The 23,478-nt window shown below is 49.4% G+C and carries 18 protein-coding genes and 1 pseudogene; 10 read left to right on the forward strand and 9 right to left on the reverse strand.

What is annotated here, in order from left to right:
* Positions 1-266: 266 nt before the first annotated feature.
* A complete protein-coding gene (locus NM686_RS06720; protein ID WP_255187110.1) occupies positions 267-1,457 on the forward strand; it encodes a tyrosine-type recombinase/integrase in 1,191 nt (396 codons plus the stop codon).
* Between the two features lie 56 nt (positions 1,458-1,513).
* Here the strand turns inward: NM686_RS06720 and NM686_RS06725 are convergent, their stop codons facing one another.
* Complete coding sequence (locus NM686_RS06725) at positions 1,514-2,920, reverse strand: Fic family protein (RefSeq protein ID WP_255187111.1); 1,407 nt, start codon at positions 2,918-2,920, stop codon at positions 1,514-1,516.
* Between the two features lie 188 nt (positions 2,921-3,108).
* Here NM686_RS06725 and NM686_RS06730 point away from each other — a divergent pair, with 188 nt between their 5' ends.
* From NM686_RS06730 to NM686_RS06755, 5 genes are all read left to right on the forward strand, one after another.
* A complete protein-coding gene (locus tag NM686_RS06730; RefSeq protein WP_269022612.1) occupies positions 3,109-3,837 on the forward strand; it encodes a transglycosylase SLT domain-containing protein in 729 nt (242 codons plus the stop codon).
* 18 nt (positions 3,838-3,855) lie between these two features.
* On the forward strand, positions 3,856-4,167 hold the full coding sequence (locus NM686_RS06735; protein ID WP_255187113.1) for a flagellar transcriptional regulator FlhD: 312 nt from the start codon (positions 3,856-3,858) through the stop codon (positions 4,165-4,167).
* A gap of 689 nt (positions 4,168-4,856) precedes the next feature.
* Positions 4,857-5,201 carry a UPF0175 family protein gene (locus tag NM686_RS06745; protein ID WP_255187114.1) on the forward strand — a complete coding sequence of 115 codons (345 nt, stop codon included), beginning with the start codon at positions 4,857-4,859 and terminating at the stop codon, positions 5,199-5,201.
* Between the two features lie 6 nt (positions 5,202-5,207).
* The gene (locus NM686_RS06750) at positions 5,208-5,696 is read left to right on the forward strand and encodes a DUF3368 domain-containing protein (RefSeq protein WP_255187115.1); all 489 of its coding nucleotides are present in this window, start codon (positions 5,208-5,210) and stop codon (positions 5,694-5,696) included.
* Positions 5,697-5,816: 120 nt separating this feature from the next.
* Positions 5,817-6,434 carry a hypothetical protein gene (locus NM686_RS06755; protein WP_255187116.1) on the forward strand — a complete coding sequence of 206 codons (618 nt, stop codon included), beginning with the start codon at positions 5,817-5,819 and terminating at the stop codon, positions 6,432-6,434.
* Here NM686_RS06755 and NM686_RS06760 read toward each other — a convergent pair.
* The 5 genes from NM686_RS06760 to NM686_RS06780 all read right to left on the reverse strand — a co-directional run bounded on the left by NM686_RS06760 (position 6,428) and on the right by NM686_RS06780 (position 13,555).
* Entirely contained in the window at positions 6,428-9,625 is a 3,198-nt protein-coding gene (locus NM686_RS06760; protein ID WP_255187117.1) for a conjugal transfer protein TraG N-terminal domain-containing protein, read from the reverse strand. The two genes, NM686_RS06755 and NM686_RS06760, sit on opposite strands and share 7 nt — an antisense overlap.
* A 62-nt stretch (positions 9,626-9,687) precedes the next feature.
* The gene (locus tag NM686_RS06765) at positions 9,688-11,145 is read right to left on the reverse strand and encodes a conjugal transfer protein TraH (RefSeq protein WP_255187118.1); all 1,458 of its coding nucleotides are present in this window, start codon (positions 11,143-11,145) and stop codon (positions 9,688-9,690) included.
* The gene (gene traF, locus NM686_RS06770) at positions 11,142-11,561 is read right to left on the reverse strand and encodes a conjugal transfer protein TraF (protein ID WP_255187119.1); all 420 of its coding nucleotides are present in this window, start codon (positions 11,559-11,561) and stop codon (positions 11,142-11,144) included. The genes NM686_RS06765 and traF overlap by 4 nt, the downstream gene beginning before the upstream one ends.
* Positions 11,554-12,804, reverse strand: coding sequence for an ISL3 family transposase (locus NM686_RS06775; protein ID WP_255187011.1), 1,251 nt, complete (start codon positions 12,802-12,804; stop codon positions 11,554-11,556). Before NM686_RS06775 ends, traF begins: the two co-directional genes overlap by 8 nt.
* Before the next feature lie 103 nt (positions 12,805-12,907).
* The gene (locus tag NM686_RS06780) at positions 12,908-13,555 is read right to left on the reverse strand and encodes a conjugal transfer protein TraF (protein ID WP_255187120.1); all 648 of its coding nucleotides are present in this window, start codon (positions 13,553-13,555) and stop codon (positions 12,908-12,910) included.
* Positions 13,556-14,042: 487 nt separating this feature from the next.
* Here NM686_RS06780 and mobI point away from each other — a divergent pair, with 487 nt between their 5' ends.
* Positions 14,043-14,522 carry a conjugative transfer protein MobI(A/C) gene (gene mobI, locus NM686_RS06785; protein ID WP_255187121.1) on the forward strand — a complete coding sequence of 160 codons (480 nt, stop codon included), beginning with the start codon at positions 14,043-14,045 and terminating at the stop codon, positions 14,520-14,522.
* Between the two features lie 422 nt (positions 14,523-14,944).
* On the opposite strand, the gene NM686_RS06790 is transcribed toward mobI, so the two are convergent.
* Positions 14,945-15,658 carry an NUDIX hydrolase gene (locus NM686_RS06790; RefSeq protein ID WP_255187122.1) on the reverse strand — a complete coding sequence of 238 codons (714 nt, stop codon included), beginning with the start codon at positions 15,656-15,658 and terminating at the stop codon, positions 14,945-14,947.
* Positions 15,659-15,817: 159 nt separating this feature from the next.
* Between NM686_RS06790 and NM686_RS06795 the strand changes: the two genes are divergently transcribed.
* The 3 genes from NM686_RS06795 (at position 15,818) to NM686_RS06805 (ending at position 19,291) form a co-directional block, all read left to right on the forward strand.
* A complete protein-coding gene (locus NM686_RS06795) occupies positions 15,818-16,840 on the forward strand; it encodes an SPFH domain-containing protein (RefSeq protein WP_255187123.1) in 1,023 nt (340 codons plus the stop codon).
* The gene (locus NM686_RS06800; protein ID WP_255187124.1) at positions 16,837-17,760 is read left to right on the forward strand and encodes a diacylglycerol kinase catalytic domain-containing protein; all 924 of its coding nucleotides are present in this window, start codon (positions 16,837-16,839) and stop codon (positions 17,758-17,760) included. The genes NM686_RS06795 and NM686_RS06800 overlap by 4 nt, the downstream gene beginning before the upstream one ends.
* Positions 17,761-18,190: 430 nt before the next feature.
* Positions 18,191-19,291, forward strand: a complete 1,101-nt coding sequence (locus NM686_RS06805) for a choice-of-anchor A family protein (protein ID WP_255188272.1) — start codon at positions 18,191-18,193, stop codon at positions 19,289-19,291.
* A 169-nt stretch (positions 19,292-19,460) separates the two neighbouring features.
* Here NM686_RS06805 and NM686_RS06810 read toward each other — a convergent pair whose 3' ends face one another.
* Both NM686_RS06810 and NM686_RS06815 read right to left on the reverse strand, forming a co-directional pair.
* Complete coding sequence (locus tag NM686_RS06810) at positions 19,461-19,913, reverse strand: type IV pilin protein (protein ID WP_269021786.1); 453 nt, start codon at positions 19,911-19,913, stop codon at positions 19,461-19,463.
* A gap of 36 nt (positions 19,914-19,949) precedes the next feature.
* Positions 19,950-23,471: pseudogene (locus NM686_RS06815) on the reverse strand (PilC/PilY family type IV pilus protein).
* Positions 23,472-23,478 lie beyond the last annotated feature (7 nt).

The following is a 23,478-nucleotide window of genomic DNA, read 5'->3' on the forward strand; positions in this document are numbered from 1 at the left end:
ATGCCTACATAAAATTAATAAGCAATAAAAAAGGCCTTAGATTTTCATCTAAAGCCTTGATTTATCTGGCTCCCCCGGACGGGCTCGAACCGCCGACCTAGTGATTAACAGTCGCTAAAGACTATGTTACCACGTACTTCTGTATGTTGCAGAACATTCCTAAATGCCCGATTATATTGAACTTTATAACATCATCCGTTCATGGTTGTTTCATTCTGTGACCTTATGTTGCGGAATTCAAGTGACCACAAAGTGACCACGAAATTATGCTTACTGACAAATCAATCAAAGGGCTCAAGGCAAAACCGTCGGCATATAGACTCTATGAAAAAGGGCCCGATAAAGGCTTTGGTGTCAAAGTGACGCCAGCCGGAAGCGTAACCTTTTTTATTCAATATGCAGGTCCAGATGGTAAACAAAAATTCGCAAGCCTAGGACGGTACCCATCGATTAGCCTATCTGAGGCAAGGGATAAGTGTCGTGAACTGAGACGGGAGATCGATCGCGGAATTGACCCACAATCCCGCATTGAGCTGAGACTTGGCAGCGTAGCCGATTTGTTTGACTACTACATCAAGCACATGGTTGATTCAGGAAAGCGAACTTTTGAAAAAGTTGAGGCAGATCTTCATTACAACTGTAAAGACATTTTGGACTTCCAAGCCAAAGACGTAACGCCAGCCCATATAAGAAAAATACTTCACACCATTATCTCGCGTGGCTCGAATGTTCAAGCTAATCGGATTCGATCATACTTAAGAAGAGCATTTGAATTAGGGGTTTATCATGATAACGACCCCAAAAACCTATCAAATGATTTCACCTTTCAAATACAAGCCAACCCTGTCGATGCAATTCCAAAAGATACCAGTGCGGAAGTTGCAGGAGAAAGAGCATTATCATTTTCTGAAATAAAAGTACTTTGGAACGAAACATGCCTTCTTGAGCAATTCCATCTGGCTACAAAACTATTACTGCTATATGGCTGTCGATCTTGGGAACTCTGCGGCGCAATGAAACATGAGTTTGATTTTGACACCATGATTTGGAGCGCCCCGCCAGAGCGAGTGAAAAACGAACGCTGGCTGATATTGCCTATTACTCCGTTAGCTAAAAAGTTACTTGATAAATTATGGCCGTATTCCGGAAACTCTGATTATCTTTTTCCAAGTAGATATAACGAAGAAAAACCAATACACAAAACGTCTTTGGCTCACGCAATCACGCGAATAAGCAGTATCGATACTTTTACCCCGAGAGATTTAAGAAGAACAGTAAAGACTCGTATGGGAGAAATTGGCATTGAAAAAAGCATCAGAGATAGGATACAAAATCATGCTCTAAATGATGTAAGCTCAAAACATTATGATAGATATGATTATTTACAGGAAAAACGAAGCGCCTTACTAAAATGGGAAAACTACTTAATCGAGTTGAGCGGAGATAAAAACACATAGTGTTGATTTTTATTAGATCAATAAAAAATTAGCCCCTAGTTATTTGTTGGTTCAATTCAATCACAGAATTTTGTTCCTTTTTCCTGCCATACCGAAAACTCTAGAGGACGCAAGCCAAAACGGATAGCATTTCCCGCATGTAACGTTTTGAGTTCGTTTTGTACCAAATTAATAAATTTCTGCTTGTCTTCCTGAGACACGGAATCCGGAGTGCCAGCCAAAATCGCCGCTCCATCTGTTGCCAGTCCATCCCTGACAATAGCTCGTATGACTTCGGCCAACTCATTTCGGTAACGTAATCGAACGATGTCCGGTGGTACGAGCTGCTGTTGCACGGCAACGTATTGCTGACATGAACGCTCGTAAGCCCAGATGTAGACATCTCTCAACAATTCAATTCGATTCAGCTCGTAGACGCCGAGGACCGCGTCCACATAAGCCTGTTGCGGCACGTCGATAAACGACAGTGGGCAAAGATTGTGTTGAATCAGCGGAATATTGGCCGCCAACCGCGAAACCCGTTTGTTAATGTCTTCGAAGGGTTGCAAGTAAGGCAAATGCACCATCAGGAAAAACGATTGTTCAAACGGATCGTTGATTTCAGCAGCCATGGTCATGACAATCCCAAACAACTCCTCAATCCGTTGCGGCATCGCAATTGGCAAATAGACACTGCCGCCGATATCGACCGCCCGATTGCGCAGGCGACCACAACTCATCGGATCTGCCAACAAACCATCCGATAAAAAAGCATGTAAGGCAACGATGGTTTCGGCCGTAACGCCGGCATGCTCGGTATCGCGTACCAAATATTCAATGGCCGATTTGTGATTGAGGATCATCTGGGTTTCCATGACATCCTTGCCTTCAGCCGCCTGACCGAACTCAATCAAGCGTTCGGTATCCAGTCGACTGTAGGTATTGCCTTCCAAACGGGAAGAAGCCCAAGAAAGGTCGATGAGCAGGCGATTCAGAATGTCACGGGCAAACGTTCCTGCCGGGGTTTGCTCAGACGGCGACCTGCCCAGGGTATGTAATTGTTCGCGTAAACCAGCTGATAAGTAATAGGTGTGGTTTGGATAATACTTCCCCAGGAAATCCGGCTGATAGCTGACGGGAGACCGTTGAGTTCGTGGTTGACGAATAAAGAACTTGATCTCTTCGCCTTCTGGCGAAATGGGAATGTAAACTTCGTCAACGCCATGCCAGTTTGAGTCATCCACACCATTAGCTACGGCGATACCCGTGCCAAGCTTTACGACTTTATACTTCAGTGCTCGTCCATCGCCTTCGCTAACAATGCGACGCTCTGCCACCAATGTGGCCAATCGACGTTGTAAAGTGCGGCCCTTAATTTCGAAATCTAGCCATTGCGCAATGTCTTTCGCGCCAATACCTTCGGGATATTGAGCAATCAGCTTTTCGATTCTCTCCAGCTCTTCTGATGGGACTATTTTTGGCATGATTTGATTTTTGGTGTCGCGATTAGTTTTAATGCGCCACTTAATATGTCATTAAACCAAAAATCGCGCCATAAAAACTTCTTGGTTGCACGTTTAAACTTAATCCAACTTCAGCCCGCTCCAGTCATCACGCTCCGTACCGACCGCAAGATCAAGCAAGGCCAAATTCAGAGGGCCAGCGAAAAACCGTGAAAAGAGCGGTTTTTCGAGCGTATAGAATTTTTGGCAACGTCGTAAACTCGCATCAAGACCATTACGGCGAACTTGCGATGTGCAATATTCCTTCAAAAAATCTTAATCTTCAGTTTCCATTTCAAAACGTTGTTAAGCATTTTCGGATTGGCATGATGGGCGGCTTTTGCCTCATCAGCCAACCTATGGAGTCGATGGCTGATGGAGCCATTCAAATAAACAGTAGCAACCAACAGTCTCCTGGTTCAAAAACCACATTACGGAACACGCTATGGGGCCAAGTGGCTCGGAGACATGGCATTGACCCCTACATTCTCTATGCCGTTGCGCTCACCGAATCGCGAAAAAACGATGACCAGAATAAAGTCATACCCTCGCCATGGGCCATCAACAACGCTGGCAACGCCTATATTCCTGGCAGCCAGCAGGAAGCCGAAGCCTTACTCAATCAAATGTTGGAGCAAGGTAAACGCAATATCGACGTTGGCATGATGCAAGTCAATCTTAGGTGGCATGGCCACCGTGTTGCGAAACCAGAGCAACTCTTGATACCAAGCACCAATCTCGAAATCGGTGCAAGTGTACTCTCCGAGGCCATCCAATCGGTGCCTGGCAATCTTGCACATGGCATAGGCCGATATTACAGTTGGAAAAATGAGCCGGCCGCCATCCAGTACGGACGGAAAGTTATTGCCCTGGCAAATCAAATTCGCGCAATTCTTTAGCCAATCAAGGATTGCAGAATGGATGAGAATCTCTACAAACTCAATCTCGACTACCTCATTGTCGCTCAATCCTTAATTTTTTCCGGCAGCGAACAGAAAGCCATGTTCTGCTTAGGCTTAACGACCGAAGCGGTTTCGTTACTCCGAAAGATGCCACTCGCACAATTAAAAAGCTTGGCTAGAAGTGATTGCCTGACCTTTGTCCCCCGTTTCAATCCCCATAAATGGAGCCAATTTCTAACCGTCGAAAAAAACGAAGATCCCAATGCACTCGACGCACGAACCATCGATCTTCTGATGCTCTTGTCTGCCCACCCACCTGAGTCATGAGCAACCATTGCCCATTTGCTACTCGGCTTAAAGATCAGTATTGGGCTTATCAATTGCTGAAACGAAGATTACGCACAAAATTTGCCGGCCGGGTCATCAAAACCCTTCGACAGAAGGACTTATGTAATCTCTACTTTTCCCTACACGGAGAAAGTCCGGTCGCTGGCCTAGTCCCTAGCATCCTAGCCATGCCACAGTCACGTGAGTCGTTTCTTTACATGGCGCTATTTGCATCAATCTATCGAAGCGCTTGCTCAAGTGCTATCTCGGCCGAAATGGACCTAAACGCCCTAGTGTTTGCCTGGGATACATTTTGTGCCTTCTATCCAAGCCATATCCAAGAACGCCGACCGTTTGGCCGCATACGGCCAGCAAATTTCGATGAAGCCTGGATTATCACCGAAGCACTGAGAGACGGACTCGCAGAATTACCTTACTGTACGACCTGTCATACGCCCTATCTGATCATTCATGGCTGTAAATACCAGCAGGTCTGCCAAATATGCGTGTTAAACCAAATCCCTAAGACCAGAACGATCACCTAAGAATTGATCCTAAAAAGAACGTTGTCGGTCGCGTAGGAGTCAATTCATTGCCCAGCTAGCTCATAATCCAGGGATAACTTTATGCTCCCATTTCAGTTCAGAGGACTATAATCCACCCATTCAATCTTCCTATGTAATCAGTCTATGAAAACAGTGAATGTCAGCGGTTTAAAGAACAATCCTAGCGAAGCGCTACGCATGGCTCACGAGGATATGGTTCTGGTCATGAATCGAAATGAACCGGACGCTGTAATGGTCGGCCTCAAATCCGCCAAAATCATTGGAATGCCGGGTGTGCGTAAAGCCTTGGCGACAGCCTTGTTCAAGGACGGAAATTTATCCCTCGCTCGCTCCGCCAAACTGGCCGATATGCCGTTGGCAAACTTTATTGCGCACGTCTCGCGCCTCGGTATTTCCGTCATCGATCAAACGGCCGATGAAGTCGAGGATGATTTGGACACTCTGGACCAGTGGCTCAACCAAGCCTGATCGCGGATGACCAAAAACGTCATTGTCGATGCCAGTCCATTGATCGGACTGGCGTTGGTGGAGGGTTTAATCTGGCTGCCCCAGTTATTTGGCGAGGTTTTCGTACCTGAATCGGTGAAACAGGAAGTGTTACCCGGCAAATCGGCGCCGGGTGAACAAGCGCTGTTCCATGCATTCGATTCAGGTTGGTTAACGGTATGGCATGAATCCATCACACCACGTTTGGATATCGACCTGGACGCTGGTGAAACGGATTGCATCAACATCGCGCTATCGTCACCCGAAAACTATTTGCTGATGATGGACGAACGTGCCGGCCGGGCTGTGGCCAAAGAATATCAACTGCAGGTCGTCGGTACGGCCGCCGTCATTGGCCTAGCCAAGAAACAAGGTTTGATTGCGTCTGCTCGAGCGGCTTTTGAAGTCTTCCACCGATCGGATTTTCGGATTTCGGCTACGGTAATCAACAAAATCCTGGCGAGTGTCGGCGAGTGATCCAGTCGTTATGCAAGCCATTTTTCTTTGCCCTAAAAAATGGCTTTGAGTTAAAAACCGACTTGGAACGTTAGTTCATTCGCGATAGGATTGCCCAACCGCTTAAGCATGGAGAATACAATGTCTTCACAGTCATCACTGTCAGATCGGTTCAAACGGCCCAGCCAATCGATTCAAACTCGATCAAATCACGCAATGTTTAATGGCCATCATGCAACTATCGATTGTCCCGAATGCCATCGAATCATGGTACCGCGCGTCATTACCTATTACGGGCAACCAACAAAATCGATTTGTCCTTTTTGCGGAAACACTTTTGCATCGTTCCCATCGGGTTTTAAACGATTTATCCATTCCAGATACTCAGATATTCCTTCCTTCTCAGTTCTTAAAAAACTGGCAACGATAACGATATGTCTCGTAGCGCTATGGTTCGTTGCTGACTGGGGAAACCTCTCAGATAACGTCAGTTTGTTTGCCGGATTCGGAACAGCGTTTTTTCTTGCGATGACATTGGCTGAATTGGTATTTCAGGGAGTTGAGCGTCTGGCAGCCAAGTTTTTTCATCAAAGTAACTATTATTGGGCGACAATGGTACTAGTTTCGATGTTTATTGCCCATGAGTATCCGTCGGTAGCTGGCTATGTTGCTCTATTTTTCTTTATGATTATTGCTCGTGGTTTTGTTGCTGCCTTTATCCTAACCCCGAAAAAACCAATGAAATCCACGTTTCAATAATTGATCAGCCCGCGGGCTCGATTATATTGTCCTATCTGGTCAATCAGATCCCGTCTGTTTTGCCCTGCAGCACTTCTTAATAATTTCGCGATATTGTTGCCATCCTTTTCGCCTTCTTCATTTATCATCCGCTGCCTCGCATCCCCCAAGCCACCTATGCTCTCACTACTCACAGCGATCCCATCAAAGGCTTCAAACATAGCAGCACGATAATAAGCTTGTTGACTCGATGTCAGTTTATCAGCAACTTCACTGACTCTTTGATCAGCCCAGGCTTGCGTCGCTTCAGCAAATCCAGGATAGGACTGGGATGCCGCGTGTTTAAAGGCGTCCCATTTTTCAGCGCCTTTTGACAGCGCTTCATCGTAACTATTATTGAATTGCTTCAAGTACTCGTGCCCTGCAGCACCCATAGCCTCAAGGTTTTTAGCAGTACTGTAGACCCCGCCGCCTATGTAATTGTAAGACAACTCTGCAGCCGAAGGCGTGTCAGTGGCCGCTGCCGTAATGGATTGCCTAAAGTGCTCAGCCTTGACATTCGCCAATTGACCAAAGCCTTCGCTTGAATTTTGTTCACGCTCTGCCAGATTTCGATCATGTTGTGCTTCAACACGGGCTTCGCCGCTGGCAACTTTCCCCGTCGCTGAATGAATCTGGGCCTGGGCACGTTGACCCAGAGATTCAGTTTCTGCACTTGGGTCTTTCAGCTGTGCGTGTTCGACGGTCGTCTGAACCTTGCCAGTTTCCGGTGCATTGGCTTTCAGGGATTCGTTTCGGTTGGCATTCCAGGTTTGGTCCGCTTGCGGTGCATTGAACGCATCACCGAGCAGTTGGTAACCCGAGATCTGCGCCTGGTGAGCTTGTTGATTATCCAGCGTGCGGTAACTGGGAGACGAAAACCCGGTCAATAATGACATACCGGCAGCGGCATAGGCTTGATCGGCATCGCTGATCCAACCCGACGCTTTCCATTGCGAAGCCAACCGTTGAGTATCGCCTCGCAAGCCGTATTGATCCAGCGTGCGATCCAGACGCTCCATCAAGCCGGGATCATGAGCGATTTTATATCCCGTTTCCGCCGCGCCGAAACTGGCTTGTGTTCCGAAGCGTTGTTGGGCCGATAGGGTTTGTTGATAGAACTCGTTGGCGGATACCGCTTCGGTTGCGCTGTGTTGCAACGAGGACAACGATTGATTTTGTAACCCCATGGACGCGACGTTTCGGGTACCGGTTTGTGCATCCATCGCCAGGCTTTTGGCTAAGCCGGCTTGATAGCCTTGGCTGTCGTTGACCGTTTGGCTGATGTCGGCGGCAATGGCATCGGATTTGTCTAGACTGACTTTGAAGTCGTTCTGCAAGCGGCCGGAGATCGCGCCGCTCAATTGGTCGCTACCCAGCTTGGCCCCGGCATTGGCACTGCCGGCCACCAACGCCGAGAACTGATCGGCGGATATGCCGGTATCGGCATGTTTCTTGGCAAAGGCTTCACCGAACTGGCGATTGTAGGCATCGGTATAACTGGAACTGCTGGCGATTTGATTGCCCAGCGACCGGCTGTCAAAGGCATCGTTGGTGATGCTGGCTGACTTCGAGGCCGTGGACGACACGCTGTGCATAAAGCTGCTGGTGGCTTGCTCAGATGCGGAATAGGCCGACGAAACGGCGACGCTCATATCCTTGCCGGCGGTAAATGTGGGTAGCACCTTATCGACTCCGGTTTGGGTAACTGCTGAAAGTGGACTGTATTGATGTTGCGCCTGAGCATTCAAGACCGGTGCCGGGCTGATCACATCGGGCGTGGCGATTTTCTCGTTCACGTAATCGCCGCCGTCCATCCGTCCCAGGAAATGCGTGGCCGTCACCGCACCGCGATAAATCAGCATCAAGGTAATGGCCGGCGTCGATGCCGCCAGCATGCCGCCAATCGACAACCATTGCTGTAACTCCATGTCCAACTGGTAAATCCCCATCATCGACGGCAGGTTGTAGGTGGCCGTGGTCAGTGCCGCCATTTTGCCGATGGCCGACATCTGGATGAACAGATTGATCACCGCCAGAATCGGCATCCACAATTGGATCCACAGCAGCATAGAGAAGTAGCCGATATTCATCCGGATGCCGACATTGCCCAGCATCACCACGAAGGCCATAATGGGAGCGATGGCATAACTCAAACCTTCGATAAACGCCATCATCGGACGAACGATCTTGGCAAACAGGGTTTGTTCTGCTGCCCATTGAGTATTACGTTGTTGAATGGCTTGTTCCACCATCGCCGCCTTATTCCAATGCAAACCGTCTTCATGCCGGCCGATCACGCCTTTCTCGAACATCGGCATGATGGCTGACATCAGCATGTAATCGGCGGCATCGACCACACCCGGACCTGCCAGCGCATCGAAGGCATCCTGGACTTTCGGCACCGTATCGCCTACCGCCGGTACGCCCAGGCTCGGTTGCAACAACCCTTCCAGCGCCGTCGCGAATTTACCGTTGGCTACCACACTCAAATCCGCCCAGGCATCGGTACAGGTTTTGGTTTGCGGTTGGCCGCCGACATAGATTTGCGTCATGTAGATGTCGGAATCAAACCTGATCGCATTCAACGGATCGGAATCGCGCAAAATGGCATCTACTGATTTCTGATTCAGATCGACACCGGTCAAGGTACATTCGCGCACGTAATTGGCAAACGAGGTTTCCATGTCGCTGCCGGCATTCGGCACGTTGGCCGCGCCCAAGTTGATCCTCGATAACAGATTCTTCCTCACTGCCGTCAAGGTCTGCAAGCTGTCGGCAAAGCCATTGCCGGTCATCGACGGTGTGCCAAAGCCTTGTTCGAACAGCCGTGTAGTCCGATAACCCATATTCGACATCACGCTGCCGACTACTGCCGGACCCAACGGTACGTTGTCGACCACCACCACGCTGCCAGTATAAGCATCCTCGATCGACACCCGCACCGATGGCGCATACAGCATCAGCCACAACACATAAGCCAGCAATAAATCCTGATAACGAATGCCACGACCATCCCATTGCAACAAAGCTCTGAGCATGACGATGATGACACCGATCAAGCCACCAACAGCTGCGGCGGTGCGGTAGTCACCCGTCCCGGAAATCATCGCAATGGCATTGAGGACGGCTTGCAAATAGGCGGAATCGCCCACGGAGAAGATTTCAAACATGGGCAACCTGCCTTTTAAACAACGAGGGAGAAAACCATAGTGGGTGACGGGAGAATAGGCGTTTAAGGACTTGGCCAAGCCGCCCCGGTAGCTGGCAACTGCGCCACGGTGCCGTATTGTTTGGGCTTCACGGCGGTCATCAATTGCTGGTAAAACGCCATCAGGGTTTGAGGATTACCATAACGACCGGCGATGGTGACGTATTCGTCCTGGATTTGCTCCCTTGCATCCTTCAAGGCGTCCATCAGCAACTTGGCGTAGGCATGATCGTTCATGTGCGCTGCGGTATGCACGGCATTCAGCAAATCGTTGACGATCAGTTGTGCCAATTCCAAGGCAATCACCGGCGCCGCTTCTTCGGCCCACAGCTTGGCAATGCCGGCGTCTTCCCGCGCCAGGTTATGAATCATTGCTCCGATGGCATCCGGCACGGTTTGCATGAAGGCTTTTTCACTGTCAGTGATTTGGCCGCTGTTGGTCGAGAATTTGTAGATCAAGCCGTTGCCGGTATTCGCCGAACCCAACAGGATGTCCATCACCCGTTGCTTCAAGCCGACCAGATTGACGTTCTGGACAATGGGTTTGAGACACTGATCGGCATCGTGACCATCACTGCAGGTGTACATCTTGACAGTTTGATAGCTGTTGCCAGCATCGTTGCCGTACATCAGATCCTTGATCCGCAACACTGGCGGCGGCGCGCTGATGGCATTGTTCTCGCCTTTGCCGTCGGGCGCGGCTTGCGGGGCATCGACGATCACCGTGCCGGAAATACTCATCGCCGCTTCCAGCAAACTGTTGCCGCCAAAGCGAAACCAGCCGCCGGCGTTTTGATTGACCAAGGCCCGCCAGACCAGATTGCCTTGGATGATCTTGGTCATGTCGGCGGGATCGTTTTGTTTGATTTGCTGTACCGGATCGCCTAAGGTACTGGTATTGGTCCAGCTGGAAAACACATCGGAAATGCCTTGGGTAAACGAGGCATTGGACAGATTGGTTTTGCTTTGCAGATCGAAGGCTTTGACCGTGTCGTTGACCAAGCCTTGCGCCAATCGGCAGGAGTTGCTGAACATCTGGTTCATCTCCTGGATTTTCTTTTGCAGATCGGTCATCACTGACGCACACCAGGGACACATGGCGCCAACGGCGAGTTGGAATGCATAACCCGCCGCATTGCCGGCCACGTTGCGCATCAATTGCACGAACTGGTTGAAGTTGATGAAACTGAAGCTGCCGGCGAACAAATCGATCCCACCGCAGCCGGCGCTGAATGAAGGCGGCACGAACGAGACTAGATTGGTGTTGGTGATACCATTGCGCGCCACCAGGCTGCCGCCGGTAATCACGCCGCGGCGTTGGCCCAAATGCGCTGTTGGGGTCGTGAAATTGGTCATGGTGCCGAACATGCTGTCCATTTCCTGTTGCAGGTCGGCATAGGCTGGAACGACACTCTCAACCAACAGAATCAAAACTAATACCTGGCGATATTGGTAGCGAAATCGAAATGAAAACGAAATCATGGTGTACTCCCCATTTGCGCACTGCGTTGCAGTGCCTGGATCAGTGACAGTGGATCTTGAGTAACCGCAGGACTGATGCTACCGGCGGCCGGCAACACCATCGGCGTATTACGAATGCCCTGAGTGGTTTGATATTGCGTGGCATCGATCCATCCCACTTCCTTGGCGGCCAGCAGAATCCGTCCGGTAACTTCCTCTAACGACAAGGCGCCTTGCGCCAACGGTACGATTTGCTTGGGCGGTTTCATCAGAAACAGTGCCGGTGTCTGTTCAACCCCCAACATTGCAGCCTGACCGTTATCACGTTTGAACTGACTGAAAAAGCCGTTCGGCATCGGTAAACCATCCAGCGACACGGGATAAATCTTGGCTCTTCCGTATTTCGCGGAGTAGCCCCGACATATAGGGTTATGCATAACCGAACAACCGTCTCCCTTCGATATCAAGCCAGATATGCTGAAACAGGCGGACGGTATTGTAAATGCCAAAGCAGCGTCGTTTGATGCTTTTGATTTTGTTGTTAAGCCCTTCAACAAAGCCACTGGTTTCCCGGCGAATGAAATAGTTGGTGATTTCATTTCGCCAGTTTTGATAGGTTTTGACAAACGCATCAAAGCCCTTCAACTTCAAGACTTTGATATGCTCCATCCAGCGATCCAAGGCTTTTTCGGCCTCAGCCTTATTGAGTCGGCGCTCAAAAATACCCGTCAAAAGCTCCCGTTGGATATAGACTTCTCGCAAAATGGGGGCTTGCTGGAATAGAAAAAGCAAAACGGTTTGCTGATCGGCAGAGAGTTCCATCCAGCGCTTCCGAAAAGCCCACATCGCGCCTTTCAGCTTGGCATAATCCTCGGCAGACAGGGTATTCTTGAGTTTTTTCATTTCCGCCTTGCGGACCTGGTCGGCGCCGTCTCGATAATGCTTGGCGACATGGAAGCGATCAACCACCACCTCGACGCCGGGCAATGTCTCATAGACGGCGTTGCGATACCCTTCATACATGTCCACGCAGACGCGTTGTAACGCGTGTTGCTGTGCCTCGGGAATATTCTGCAAAAAGGCTTTAACCGTTTCTTTTTTGCGGTCGGGCAGCACCGCCAGAATCCGCTTATGGTCCTCGGTATCGATAGCCGACACGATGACCACAAAATCTTGATGCCCTTTTTTCAAAGCGATTTCATCCAGTCCCAGCAAGCGAATGCCTTGGATGGCAGACCAATCAACTTGTTGGGCCACGTGCCGATTGATAATCCCTTCCGCCGCTTCGGCGCTGATGCCGTGCTTCACGTCCATGTCGGTCACGCTGCTGTTGATCAATTCACGCAATATCCACTGCTCATACGCTTTGGTATGGGGGCTTTTCCAGTTATACCAGCCACATTGTTGCGTGGTCGTCGGACCTTTGGGGCAGTCAGGGCATCGATAGCGCTTGGGGGTTAGCTTGATCCAAACCGGCCGATCGAAAATCGACAAATGACGCAAGGTGATTTCTCTGCCATAGCCATAAAACTTATCGATCCTCTGGCCGCATTGATGGCAGGTTGCACTGGTTAACGTACTACTGACCGTGATGATGAACTCGCCTTTGGCGGTGGTTTCAACTTTTTCGATACAAACATCAGGTATATCCAGCGGTATTTGAAGTAGCGACTGTGTCATCACGATACTCCAGCGTTAAATTGTCGACCTTAGCAAAACTCACTGTGGCAGGCAAAGACTATAGCACTACATGTAGTGGTTTCTCCGCAAAATACGGAAGAGCCTAAATCTTGAATCCATAAGCGTTTTCCAGCATCGCTAAAATCGGCGCCTGCACATGGCAATAAGGGCAATCGGACCGGAAGAAAAACAAAATACCTGCTTGGGATGCAATCGCTTTCAGGGCGCGTTCGGCCACCACGTTGGCCTGATGATTGGCTTCATTGGCCGCATAAGTCGCTACCGGACGGCGCACGGTTTCATCCAATTGTGGATCGGACATCACCACGTAACGAGCGGCGTTGGTAAAGCGTTCGGCTTTGTCCATCATCACCCGCTGCAGGTAATAAAACGCTGCCACATTCTCGGGACTGGGATCGTCGATGGCCTGGTTCAGGTAATGCTCCAGGTTTTGCTTCAACCAGGCGGAGGACAGCGGTTGATGTTCTGCAGAGGGCTTGGCTTGTGTTTTGGGTTCGATTTCAGCCTCAACATCACTGGACGGTTTGATGTCAGACTTGGGTTTGTCTTGATCGGCTTGAATTTCGGTTTGGGAATTTTTAACCGGCTCCGGCAACACCTCATACCAAAACCAGCCTCGCTGTTTGTCGGCGAAATAGGAAACCTCGGGCGCGTCGTCCTTACCCATCGCCAGAGAGGCTCTGAGACACAAACTCATGATGATCGGTAAAGAAATGGCGTTTCGATTCATCGCGCCATTGTCCGTCAGATCTTCCCAGCGACTTTTGCAGCTGACGACGAAAACGCCATCAGCTGCAAGATGGTTCGAAAAACTATCGCAGAATACGACCGTAACGGCAGACGATCGCAAATTCGGCGTCAACTGCAATCGGCATCCCATATCGGTTGCCTAAAATGCCGGCGTTATTGCGAACGAACGATGGCCCGCAAATCCCAATAGGAAATGGACTTTCGCTTTACCTACGCTGGTAGGCAAACGTGGCAACGGTAATCGGCCTCAAAGCCGAAGTTATTTCCTAGATAGGCATGAATGACGCGGTTTTGCCAATGCAATGCCTAAATAAACCATCCAGAAAATGACAGTGGCATGCCTACTTCGGTAGGCACTCAATGTGCAAAACCTATGCGCTAAGGCGCTTTCCAAGGCTCGCAATGAACAGAAAATCCCGTTAGGCATTGTCCATGTCTATCCCTACAGTTAAGTAATAGGAAAATTCATGTCCAGCGAACAACCTGTCAACAGTCAGCTCAATCTTACTGAACAAGACCTGATGCATTGGATCGAAACCCGGTGTGACCATCTCCAGGCCCAAGCCAAAGTATTGGTCGACGATTATTGGCGCCAAATGAAAAGTCAACGCCAGAAACACAGCAAAAGCGAATCAGGCCGAATTGGCGTCCGCATCCGCTGCCGGGAAAGTCAACGCGCTTTCAGCATTGAGTGGTACCGCATGGCCACGTTACGGCAAAACGGTCAAACCAGGCCCATTGCGCAGTACGTTAAGAAAGGCCGAGGCTATCGTTATCCGCTCGGTAACCTGCTGAAGAACGAACCCGCCTGGGAGACGGAATTAGTCGAAGAACTGGAAACCGAGTTTGCTCATATCCGGCAACAGCTCGATCGGTTGGGAAAAATTCGGGATGCGGTGCAGCGATATTGCAAGGTGATTGATGCCAATAACAAATTCATCGGTTGAGATGACTAAATGACAATCTTTTCACCGATAAACCAGAGAGCATCATAGTCCCCAATTGTTAAGGTTTATCGGATGCCTGCTCATCATTTGATTATAACCTTGGGACCACAAACCATGGTGGGCAGGCTTCGGACAACCCTAAACAGATTTGCTCCTTCGGTTTGCACCTTGATTAAACGTCAGCTATCGAGTAAGACGAACTCACAGTATCGGCCAATACCCGTCAGACGAAACAAAAGTCCCAATGGCAAATGTCCAGCCAAAAGCAGGCATAGGGTGTAGCCATTTTAATACGATTACGCGTTGCTAATCGCACGGATGTAAGGCTTTCGTTCCTCCGATTACGCTTCGCTAATCGGAGCTACGCGGGCTTGTTAGGCCTATAGCAATGAGCAATTTTTTCAGGAACGACATGCATGCATTCAATCCTCCAAATTGCGCACGAAGGTATAAGCACCTGAGCCCTGTTTCATCCGATACAGAACGGCCGGCCGGCCGCCCTCCGAGCGTTTTTCGCCGGTATCGATCAATAGTTCCGCCTGTTCGATACGGCGACGGAAAGATTTTTTCTGCAACGGTTTTCCTATCAAAATTTCGTGCAGGTGTTGGAGTTCCGGTAGTGTGAATGTTTCCGGTAATGCATAGGCCGGTACGATCGAATACAGTGCCTTTTGCCGCATACGTTCCCGTGCCAGTTTAATGATGGCCAGATGATCGAAGGCTAACTCCATATTGTTGACCACATCCAGAGAAAGCCATTGCGCATCGGCCACCGTGTCGATGTGGGCTTCGCAGTCCTGATACGCCATCAATGCAGTATAGACAGCCGTTACCGACCAGCCTCGCTTGTCCCGCCCGGCATTGCCAATGCTTTGCAACTGCTCCAGATAGGGCGGATCGATACCGGTCTTCTCCTTGAGTTTGCGTAACACCGTCTCTTCCAGGGTCTTGTCCCGCTCCAAGTCGACGAAACCGCCCGGCAAACCCCATTTGCCCCGGTCGGGGTGGTTCGAGCGCTGGACCAATAATACTTTCAGGTTTTCTTCATGATAGGTAAACAGCACAGCATCGACAGTCAGCAGTGGGCTTGCATATTGGCGTTTATCGTATTCAGCTAAAAACTGTTTTTCATCCATGGTAGCGGTAGGTCTCTCTGACCATTTGATGGCAAATTTTGAGGCAGTAAGCATTATCACAAAATTGGTGTCTTTTTGTCACTTTCGTGCTTGACAATTTAATGTCTTTTAGTCACTATTTTTATTAAGTGACTTTTCGACACAAACAGGAGAAATACCATGTTAGGCATTCAATATTTCAAAGCGGACTCATCAACGTTTGTTATCAAAACCGTTAACGGTAAAGCCCGAAAAAAAGGCAAAGGCTTGAGCTTTTTCTACAATGCTGCCACGGCCTCGATCGCCGCAGTACCGGTCAGTGCTCAGGAAGCTCCATTCATTTTTAAGCTTTTGACGGCAGACTTTCAGTCGGTGACCGTGCAAGGCCAGGTGACATATCGGGTGACTGAACCGGAAAGAATGGCCGAGATGCTGAATTACAGTCTGAAAAACGACGGTCTGACGTATGTCTCGGAAGATCCACTGAAATTGTCGGATAGGGTCATTCGTATCGTGCAATCGATTGTGCAGAACAAAGTACAAGTCACCGGACTACGAGATGCATTGAAACTGGGTCAGACGTTAGTTGCCTTGCTCCGAGAACAGCTTGCCGGGGATTCCCCGTTGGCGGCATTGGGCATCGATTTGCTGGATGTTTCGATCAGCGCCGTGCAGCCGACGCCAGAGACGGCTCGCGCCCTGGAGGCGGAGGCCAGGGAAGCGATTCTGAAGGAGGCGGATGACGCCATCTATGATCGCCGTAAATCCGCAGTCGAACAGGAACGCACGATCAAAGAGGCTGAACTGCAAACCGAGTTATCGGTGCAACAAAAAGAACAGGAAATTGCAGAATCACGGATCCTCAACGAGCGAACCATTCAACGCGGAAAAGTCGAAACTGAACGCGAGCGTTTGCAGGCCGAGATTGCCGCCGAAACACAACGCAAAGAATTGGTCGCTCTGAACAGCGAAAACAGCCGCCAGCAAGCGGATGCGGAAGCCTATGCCATTACGGAACGCATGAAGGCATTCAGGGAGCTGCCGGTGGAAAATCTCAGGGCGATGGCGCTCGCCAAAATGGAACCTGAGCAACTCATGGCCATGGCCTTTGAATCCCTAGCTCAGAATGCCGGCAAGATCGGTGAATTGACCATCACGCCGGATTTGTTCGGTCAAATCATGAAAAAATCGGCGCGGTCATGAGTGAGAATTATCAATACCGCTTTATTCTGGTGGTACGCAAGACGCGGCTGCAGGAGTTAATAGAGCGTTTCAACACCTGGCCGCAAGCTCGGTTTTACCTGGAACACAACCAGGTCGATGTCCAGGATTATCTGGATGAGCACGATCTCTATCAGCGGCGTTTGCAAGAGGCCGAACGGACGCTGAAAGCGCTGGGCCGATTTCAGCTGCTGGAGCGGCGGCTACTGCCCAATTACCAGTTTGGACCCGCCGATATCGTGGTCACCATCGGCCAGGATGGGCTGGTGGCCAATACCCTGAAATATCTCGAAGGTCAGCCGGTCATTGCGATCAACCCCGATCCTGGCCGCTGGGACGGCAAGCTGCTGCCTTTCGAAATCGGGGATTTGCTGTCAGTGGTGACACGTACCATAGCCGGCAAGTCGGCTTGCAAAACCATAGCCTTTGCCGAGGCAAAAACCAATGATGGTCAACGCATGCTGGCAGTCAATGATCTGTTTGTTGGACCGCAAAGCCATACATCCGCCCGGTATCTGCTGTCGTGGAATGGCCGCCAGGAAACTCAATCATCATCCGGTATTATCATTTCTACGGGTTTTGGCTCAACTGGCTGGTTTCAGTCGATCTTGGCTGGGGCATTAGGAGTTTCCGGCAGCGAGTCCCATCCGCTGAAAGATGGTTTTGCTTGGCATGAACAACGTCTGCAATTTACCGTTCGCGAACCGTTTCCGAGTCGGACTACCGGCACCAGCTTGGTTTTCGGCTCTATCACACCCGACACGCCGCTCAAGCTGGAATCGCAGATGCCTGAAAACGGTGTGATCTTCTCGGACGGTATCGAAACCGACTACTTGGCATTCAATTCCGGTACGGTGGTGACGATCAATTTGGCGGCGACTCAAGGGCAATTGATTGTTTGAATTTGGAGTTAGACAAATATGTGGGTATTTCAACGAATCCCAGCCGATTCCGAATTGAAACCAGTCTGACGCTCCAAACAAAAACTGCCTTTGGCACCAATGGATTTTTTAGGAATCGAATGCTCGGAATCGGCCATAAGCCGACAGCTGCATCAACAAAATCACCGGCAGTGTTGATATCTTAAGCCGTCATTGAAGATTCAGAAATCAGTCGAATATATGCTTGGAAAGCTATTACTGCTTTAGACTGTCATTTCATGCCATCAGCTGCCGTTTATGTCACGTTTTCAGCAACTCTTTTCCCAATACTAGGTGTTTATTGGCTTGAAATTCAACATGATAAGGAATGTGAAATATTTGGCCTGATGATTGCTTGTATACGCGGACGACTTATAGCTGTTAATTTGACTTCTAAAAAATTAGGCTCTCGATGCGACTACTGGACAAAAAAATTGCTCGATTTACTTTTCTGACATGGATTTTTCTGTTTACCTTGCCAACAAGCGCGATGTCATTAGACCTGGGGTTAGCGGGCCAATTTAACGCCTTCGTACTTAATGATATGACAGCAAGCCATTCCGATGTGGAAGGCCGTCTTGCGGTTGGCGGCAACCTCAACCTGCAGCATTATGCGATCGGCATGGAACTCGGCAACTCTCAAGGTTATCGGGATGACCTAATTGTTGGCGGTGCGTTGAATTTCAGCGACGGGCGTGTCTATAACGGTAATGCCCGAAGCGGGGGGACTGCCACCATTGAACGCGTGGGCTTTTATAGTGAAGACCAGATTAACAGACTCAACGGAAACTATATTGCAGGAAATCCCATCGATTTTAGCCAAATTGGAGGGGAACTCGCCGATAAATCCAGGCTATGGGGTAATTTGAGCGTTAATGGTTTGGTCGATTTTGAAAGTTGGGGTGGTTTAACCTTGGCCGGCGACGATCCAACCCTGAATATTTTTTCGATTTCCGCCGAACAATTGGGAAGCACGACAAAATTTCTATTAGACATACCCGACTCTGCGCGAGCCTTAATCAATGTCACCGGCAAAAACGTCACGATGCAAGGATTCGGCTTTTACCGACAAGAGGATGGCGTTCCTGTGAATGACGATGACGGACGCATTCCAGACAATGCGCCGCCCAAGCGTCACGATGGTTTGCTGACGCAGAACATTCTGTTTAACTTCATCGAGGCGGAAGTTTTGGAAGCCTATGCCATAGGCATTAAAGGCAGTATCTTGGCGCCGCTGGCCGACATGATTTTTTACAATGGCCACATAGATGGCAATTTGATCGTTAACTCGTTGAGCAGCAAGCCAGGCGAATACACGGGCCAAGTCAATTACTATCCTTTTATGGGCATGACGGAATCGTCGTCCGCAATACCAGAACCGCCGCATGTTGCCTTGATTGTCATTTTCTTATTTGGCCTAGTCATCAAGACGCATACCACCCCGCAACGAAGGATCGCTGGCAAGTTGATTAAAAACCAGCGTTGTTCTCTTACGATAGAGATAAATACCTAATCTGACAAAGTAGAAATAACAAACTGATGAGGAACTTGCAAAATACCACTATTAGTGGCCAATTAATTTTAAAAACCACTATATCTAGTGGTTTTTGCGTAAAATTTCATAATTTTGCAAGTACCTCTGATTTAAAGGCACTTTTAAAGCTGAATGTTTACCATCTGGGTTACCAGCATTCCGCTACGGTTGCTGCGGACACACCTTTTACCCCAGTATTAGTAAGCGTCAACGTTCCGCATTTGTCATTAGCCTGCGCGCCGGTTGGCGTGGCCGACAGTGCGTAGGTATTTGCAGTGACCGCGCTGATGGTCAAACTATAAACAGCGTTCCCTGATGTGGGGCTCTGTGAATGATAGATAGACGGAGAGCCTGTATCATTGGTGCCTGCTGCTCCACAACTATTAGCACCATCCGTTCCTCCGGCATCGCAGTAACTATTGGACTCCGTAAAGTGCCTTTCCATCGCATTTGCCAAGCCCATTAATGCCCCTTCTGCATCGGCTCGGCGTGATTTCCTGACATGTTCTTGGTAGCTTGGAAGGGCGATAGAGACAAGAATACCGACAATCGCCACGGTAACCATCAATTCAACTAAGGTGAATGCCTGTTGTTTATTCATTATGGGTGTAACCTGTTCTTATTAAAGATAGCAGTATCATAAAAGTTGACGCCAGGATTGTCGTCTGGCTGGAAGCAGTGTTGGGGCTACGCTTTCAGGCGCTTTTTCCTTGACCAGCCATAGATTGGCGCTACTGCCGCTGGTGTATTTGCAATCTATACCATTTTCACAGTTGATCACGGCCGGCGTGTCGATAATACCAACCTGGGATTTGACTCCGGAAGCGGCAACGGCGACGCCATTTATCATCACCATGTCGTTGTCATCGACTTTGCCGTCATTATTTAAATCGATAGGTGTGCCTGATAGGCGTGCTCCGGAAAACTGATCCAATTCCATCAGCCAACTCGTACCGCCAGCGGTGCAAACATTGGTATTTGGAATCAAAGTTGGAAATATCACAACACCATGCCGCAATATGGGCATGCTTACGACCTTTTCGCCTTGCAATCCATAAACCGGGGAAATCAAATCGACAAACCAACCGCGCCTATTAATGTTATTGGTGCAGGGTGTGGTGGTTGTCGTTGGCAACGTAGAGCCATAAGCAACTTCGCAATCTGAGCTGATGCGTACATCGCCGTTAGCGCTGGAGCCGTCGGCTAGTAAGGTGTTGCCGCCACTGGTTTCGGCAATAATGCTTTGTTGTTGGAGCGATGATCGACCTGATACCACACCGTTACAGCCGGCTGCACTGGTTTTATCGCACTGATCCCATATGGCATAAAAGCTTTGTACCTGCGGCACGGTCGGAACCAGATTATCATCCGTCTCGAAATATTTTCCCGTACCGAAATAAAGCATCACACCACTGGTCTGCCCTGTGGCGGTTGCCTTGCCCGCTGCTGGCTTGGCGGTAATTGGCTGCGTCGCGGCAAGACTATCCGTTGCGACGAACAGAGGAGAACCCGAGTATGCGACTCCCCAGTTGGCGGTGTCACTACTGCTGACATCGAATTTCCACAAATTACCGTTCAAATCACCGGCATAAATATAATCCACTATTTTGTCGTTATCGCTATCGACAGCAATCGGACTAGATAATCCATTAATCCCACTTGCGGTTTCCGCTTCTATTTTCTTAATCAAGGCTCCCGTTTCAATATTGATGATAAATAGCACGGCCTTGCCGGCTAAGCTGTTATAACCGTTAGCAACAACCGCAGCCCATTGACCGTTAGCCATACGCACCACGTTGACCTGGGGTAGCGTGTACCCCATATCGGCATCGTTGCTGCTGGCAAACTCCCAAAGTACTTTATCGGCACCGAATGCGTCAGGATCGGTTACGTCGAGTGCAAACACTCATTTGCCGCCGCCCCCCAAACTACCCACTAATACGGTATGCCATGCGCCCTCATAGAACACATCGCCGCTTTGGGCTGAGCCGTCAACGAAATAATGATGGCTATAGGAGGGATCACTTAGCGTCACCAATTTGCTGCTTATCACGGCATTGGGAACATAAGCAAAGATCTCTTTACCACCATCGACGCCAGTGCTGGCATCAAAGCCGTGCAACATGCCATCATTAGCACCGACATAGATCATTTGGCGGCGAATGGTACTTGCGAAGCCACCATAGCTTGAACCTTCGCTACCCGGCAGAGAGGCATATCCGGCATCGTCCCGACCCACAAAAAGAGGATCGGAATTGACGATATCCCCTAAGATACTGCTGCGGTTTCTGAAGCTACCTCCATTGCTCTGCTCTAGGGTTTGAACGCCTCTCAAATAGTCGACTACATCTTGGCTGCCCAGAATATTCTGCTGACTGGCATTAAGGCTGCTCCAAACAAAGGGAATGCCCTTGCTTGTGGTGGCTGAAGGGTTATAAGAAAAAATGTCTCGATCGGCTGGGCTTGGTATCAGCGCGTTCGCACTCCATGTTTTTTGCCCAATCGCTCCGGCATCAAGTTTTCCATTGCCATTGGTATCTTCCCCCGGATCAAGCACTTTATCGCCATTAATGTCCTCACTGAGAAGCCTGAATGCCTGTAAGTTACCGCTCCAATCGCCGCTGTCAAATACTGCTTGGTAAATCAAAGTATCGGTCTGAAATTGAGTGGAATTGGTGGCAACCGAAGATGAAGCGCTGGCCTGTTCGGTAATAAAGTTAAAAGCGCTGACCAAGCTAGCGCTCAATTCGGCTTCGTTGCCGGCAAAATAAAATTTGCCACCGCCGTGCAATGCAGCATCCCTAGGCAGCGGGTTTACTCCGGGTATGTTAGGATTGATAGCATCGTCTGCAAAGCCGACGATAAATGTGGTCAAATTATTCTTGGCCTTATTCGATTCATTCTCATTGCGCAAATCTGGCCGTAAATCCATGTCGAACAAGGCTTGGGTCACATCGTCGAGATAATCACTGGAATTATTGCCGGCATTGTTAACTGACAAGTTAGGTGTCGCACCATTACCACCAGGGTAAGGGTATGCTTTTTTCATGTCGTAGGTCGTACAACTGTTGCTAAAATTGCCTGAACAGTCCCCGTCATAGTCCTTGAGATAACTATTGGTTGCAATATCACGATCCGATGAAGGCAAACCGTCAGTAATCAGCACAGCGAAATTCCGCTGGCAGCTATACTGAATTGGACTACTGGAATATGTGGCTTCGCTAGCAATTGCGGTGCGTCCCGACCAACCGGTACTGTTGCCTAAAGCACTCGGCAGAACACTATTCTTGCTTACCGTGGACGCATTACTGGTACCGGCCCTCAAAACTACATTATTACTACCGGTGGCAAAGTAGTTGCCAATATCCGCCATGGTTTCAGCCAGCGGCGTGTGCGCATTTGCACTGGTTGCATTGATACGGTTTTTGATATTGGCCTTCTTTGTGGTACCCAAATCATCAACCGCTTCCCACAGCGTTCCGCCGTTATCGACATTGAAAGTCGTGAATCCGATACGCGTATCACTGGTTAATGAATCCACCAGGAAATTCGCGGCGTTTTTGGCAACTTGTAAGCGGGTGGATGTAGTGCCGGCTTTGGCGATTTCGTTGCCGTAATACCAATTCAGATAATTCGCGCGCTGGGCAGTGGTGGTAACATTAGAAGGCAAAGTAAGATTGGTGGTATAGGCAATATTAGACGCAAAACATTTGGTTCCGATGGTATTGCCTGACTTATAGCCGAAAAAGTTGCTGGGTATGGTGGTGCCATAGGTTACCGGGTTAGTCACCGTCACCGTGCAACGGCCTCTACTGTTATTCCAAGACCCGCCCGCATTCTGGCATTTAGTTCTGGTATTCAAAGAGGTATCAACTTGTGTGCCGGTGGTTGAATTGGGCAGCGAATTGGCATCGCAGTTGGCACCCGTAGGATAAGTCGTCACCGGGTTGTAATCAGAGCCCGAGGCATTGATCGTCAGGGCTTCCGCCATGGACATCGAGTTATCCAGCATCAGCATCACATTGGGCTTGACAGAACTGGTCAAAAACAATGGTGATTGGGCGACATCAGCATGTGCCATGGCACTGAACAAGAAAAAAACTAACAGCGTGAATTCAAGTCGGCGAGATATCGGGCGCTTGTAAAAATAGAATGCCATGAGGCCT

Origin of the sequence: Methylomonas rapida (genome assembly GCF_024360925.2) — a bacterium.
Classification (GTDB): domain Bacteria; phylum Pseudomonadota; class Gammaproteobacteria; order Methylococcales; family Methylomonadaceae; genus Methylomonas; species Methylomonas rapida.

What these genes read in the sequence shown, in the direction of transcription:
- NM686_RS06725 (WP_255187111.1), bottom strand. Translation starts at nt 2,920, where the DNA reads ATGCCAAAAATAGTCCCATCAGAAGAGCTGGAGAGAATCGAAAAGCTG.
- NM686_RS06735 (WP_255187113.1), top strand. Translation starts at nt 3,856, where the DNA reads ATGGATGAGAATCTCTACAAACTCAATCTCGACTACCTCATTGTCGCT.
- NM686_RS06780 (WP_255187120.1), bottom strand. Translation starts at nt 13,555, where the DNA reads ATGAATCGAAACGCCATTTCTTTACCGATCATCATGAGTTTGTGTCTC.
- NM686_RS06720 (WP_255187110.1), top strand. Translation starts at nt 267, where the DNA reads ATGCTTACTGACAAATCAATCAAAGGGCTCAAGGCAAAACCGTCGGCA.
- NM686_RS06795 (WP_255187123.1), top strand. Translation starts at nt 15,818, where the DNA reads ATGTTAGGCATTCAATATTTCAAAGCGGACTCATCAACGTTTGTTATC.
- mobI (WP_255187121.1), top strand. Translation starts at nt 14,043, where the DNA reads ATGTCCAGCGAACAACCTGTCAACAGTCAGCTCAATCTTACTGAACAA.
- NM686_RS06775 (WP_255187011.1), bottom strand. Translation starts at nt 12,804, where the DNA reads ATGACACAGTCGCTACTTCAAATACCGCTGGATATACCTGATGTTTGT.
- NM686_RS06810 (WP_269021786.1), bottom strand. Translation starts at nt 19,913, where the DNA reads ATGAATAAACAACAGGCATTCACCTTAGTTGAATTGATGGTTACCGTG.
- traF (WP_255187119.1), bottom strand. Translation starts at nt 11,561, where the DNA reads ATGCATAACCCTATATGTCGGGGCTACTCCGCGAAATACGGAAGAGCC.
- NM686_RS06750 (WP_255187115.1), top strand. Translation starts at nt 5,208, where the DNA reads ATGACCAAAAACGTCATTGTCGATGCCAGTCCATTGATCGGACTGGCG.
- NM686_RS06800 (WP_255187124.1), top strand. Translation starts at nt 16,837, where the DNA reads ATGAGTGAGAATTATCAATACCGCTTTATTCTGGTGGTACGCAAGACG.
- NM686_RS06745 (WP_255187114.1), top strand. Translation starts at nt 4,857, where the DNA reads ATGAAAACAGTGAATGTCAGCGGTTTAAAGAACAATCCTAGCGAAGCG.
- NM686_RS06760 (WP_255187117.1), bottom strand. Translation starts at nt 9,625, where the DNA reads ATGTTTGAAATCTTCTCCGTGGGCGATTCCGCCTATTTGCAAGCCGTC.
- NM686_RS06755 (WP_255187116.1), top strand. Translation starts at nt 5,817, where the DNA reads ATGTCTTCACAGTCATCACTGTCAGATCGGTTCAAACGGCCCAGCCAA.
- NM686_RS06805 (WP_255188272.1), top strand. Translation starts at nt 18,191, where the DNA reads ATGCGACTACTGGACAAAAAAATTGCTCGATTTACTTTTCTGACATGG.
- NM686_RS06790 (WP_255187122.1), bottom strand. Translation starts at nt 15,658, where the DNA reads ATGGATGAAAAACAGTTTTTAGCTGAATACGATAAACGCCAATATGCA.
- NM686_RS06765 (WP_255187118.1), bottom strand. Translation starts at nt 11,145, where the DNA reads ATGATTTCGTTTTCATTTCGATTTCGCTACCAATATCGCCAGGTATTA.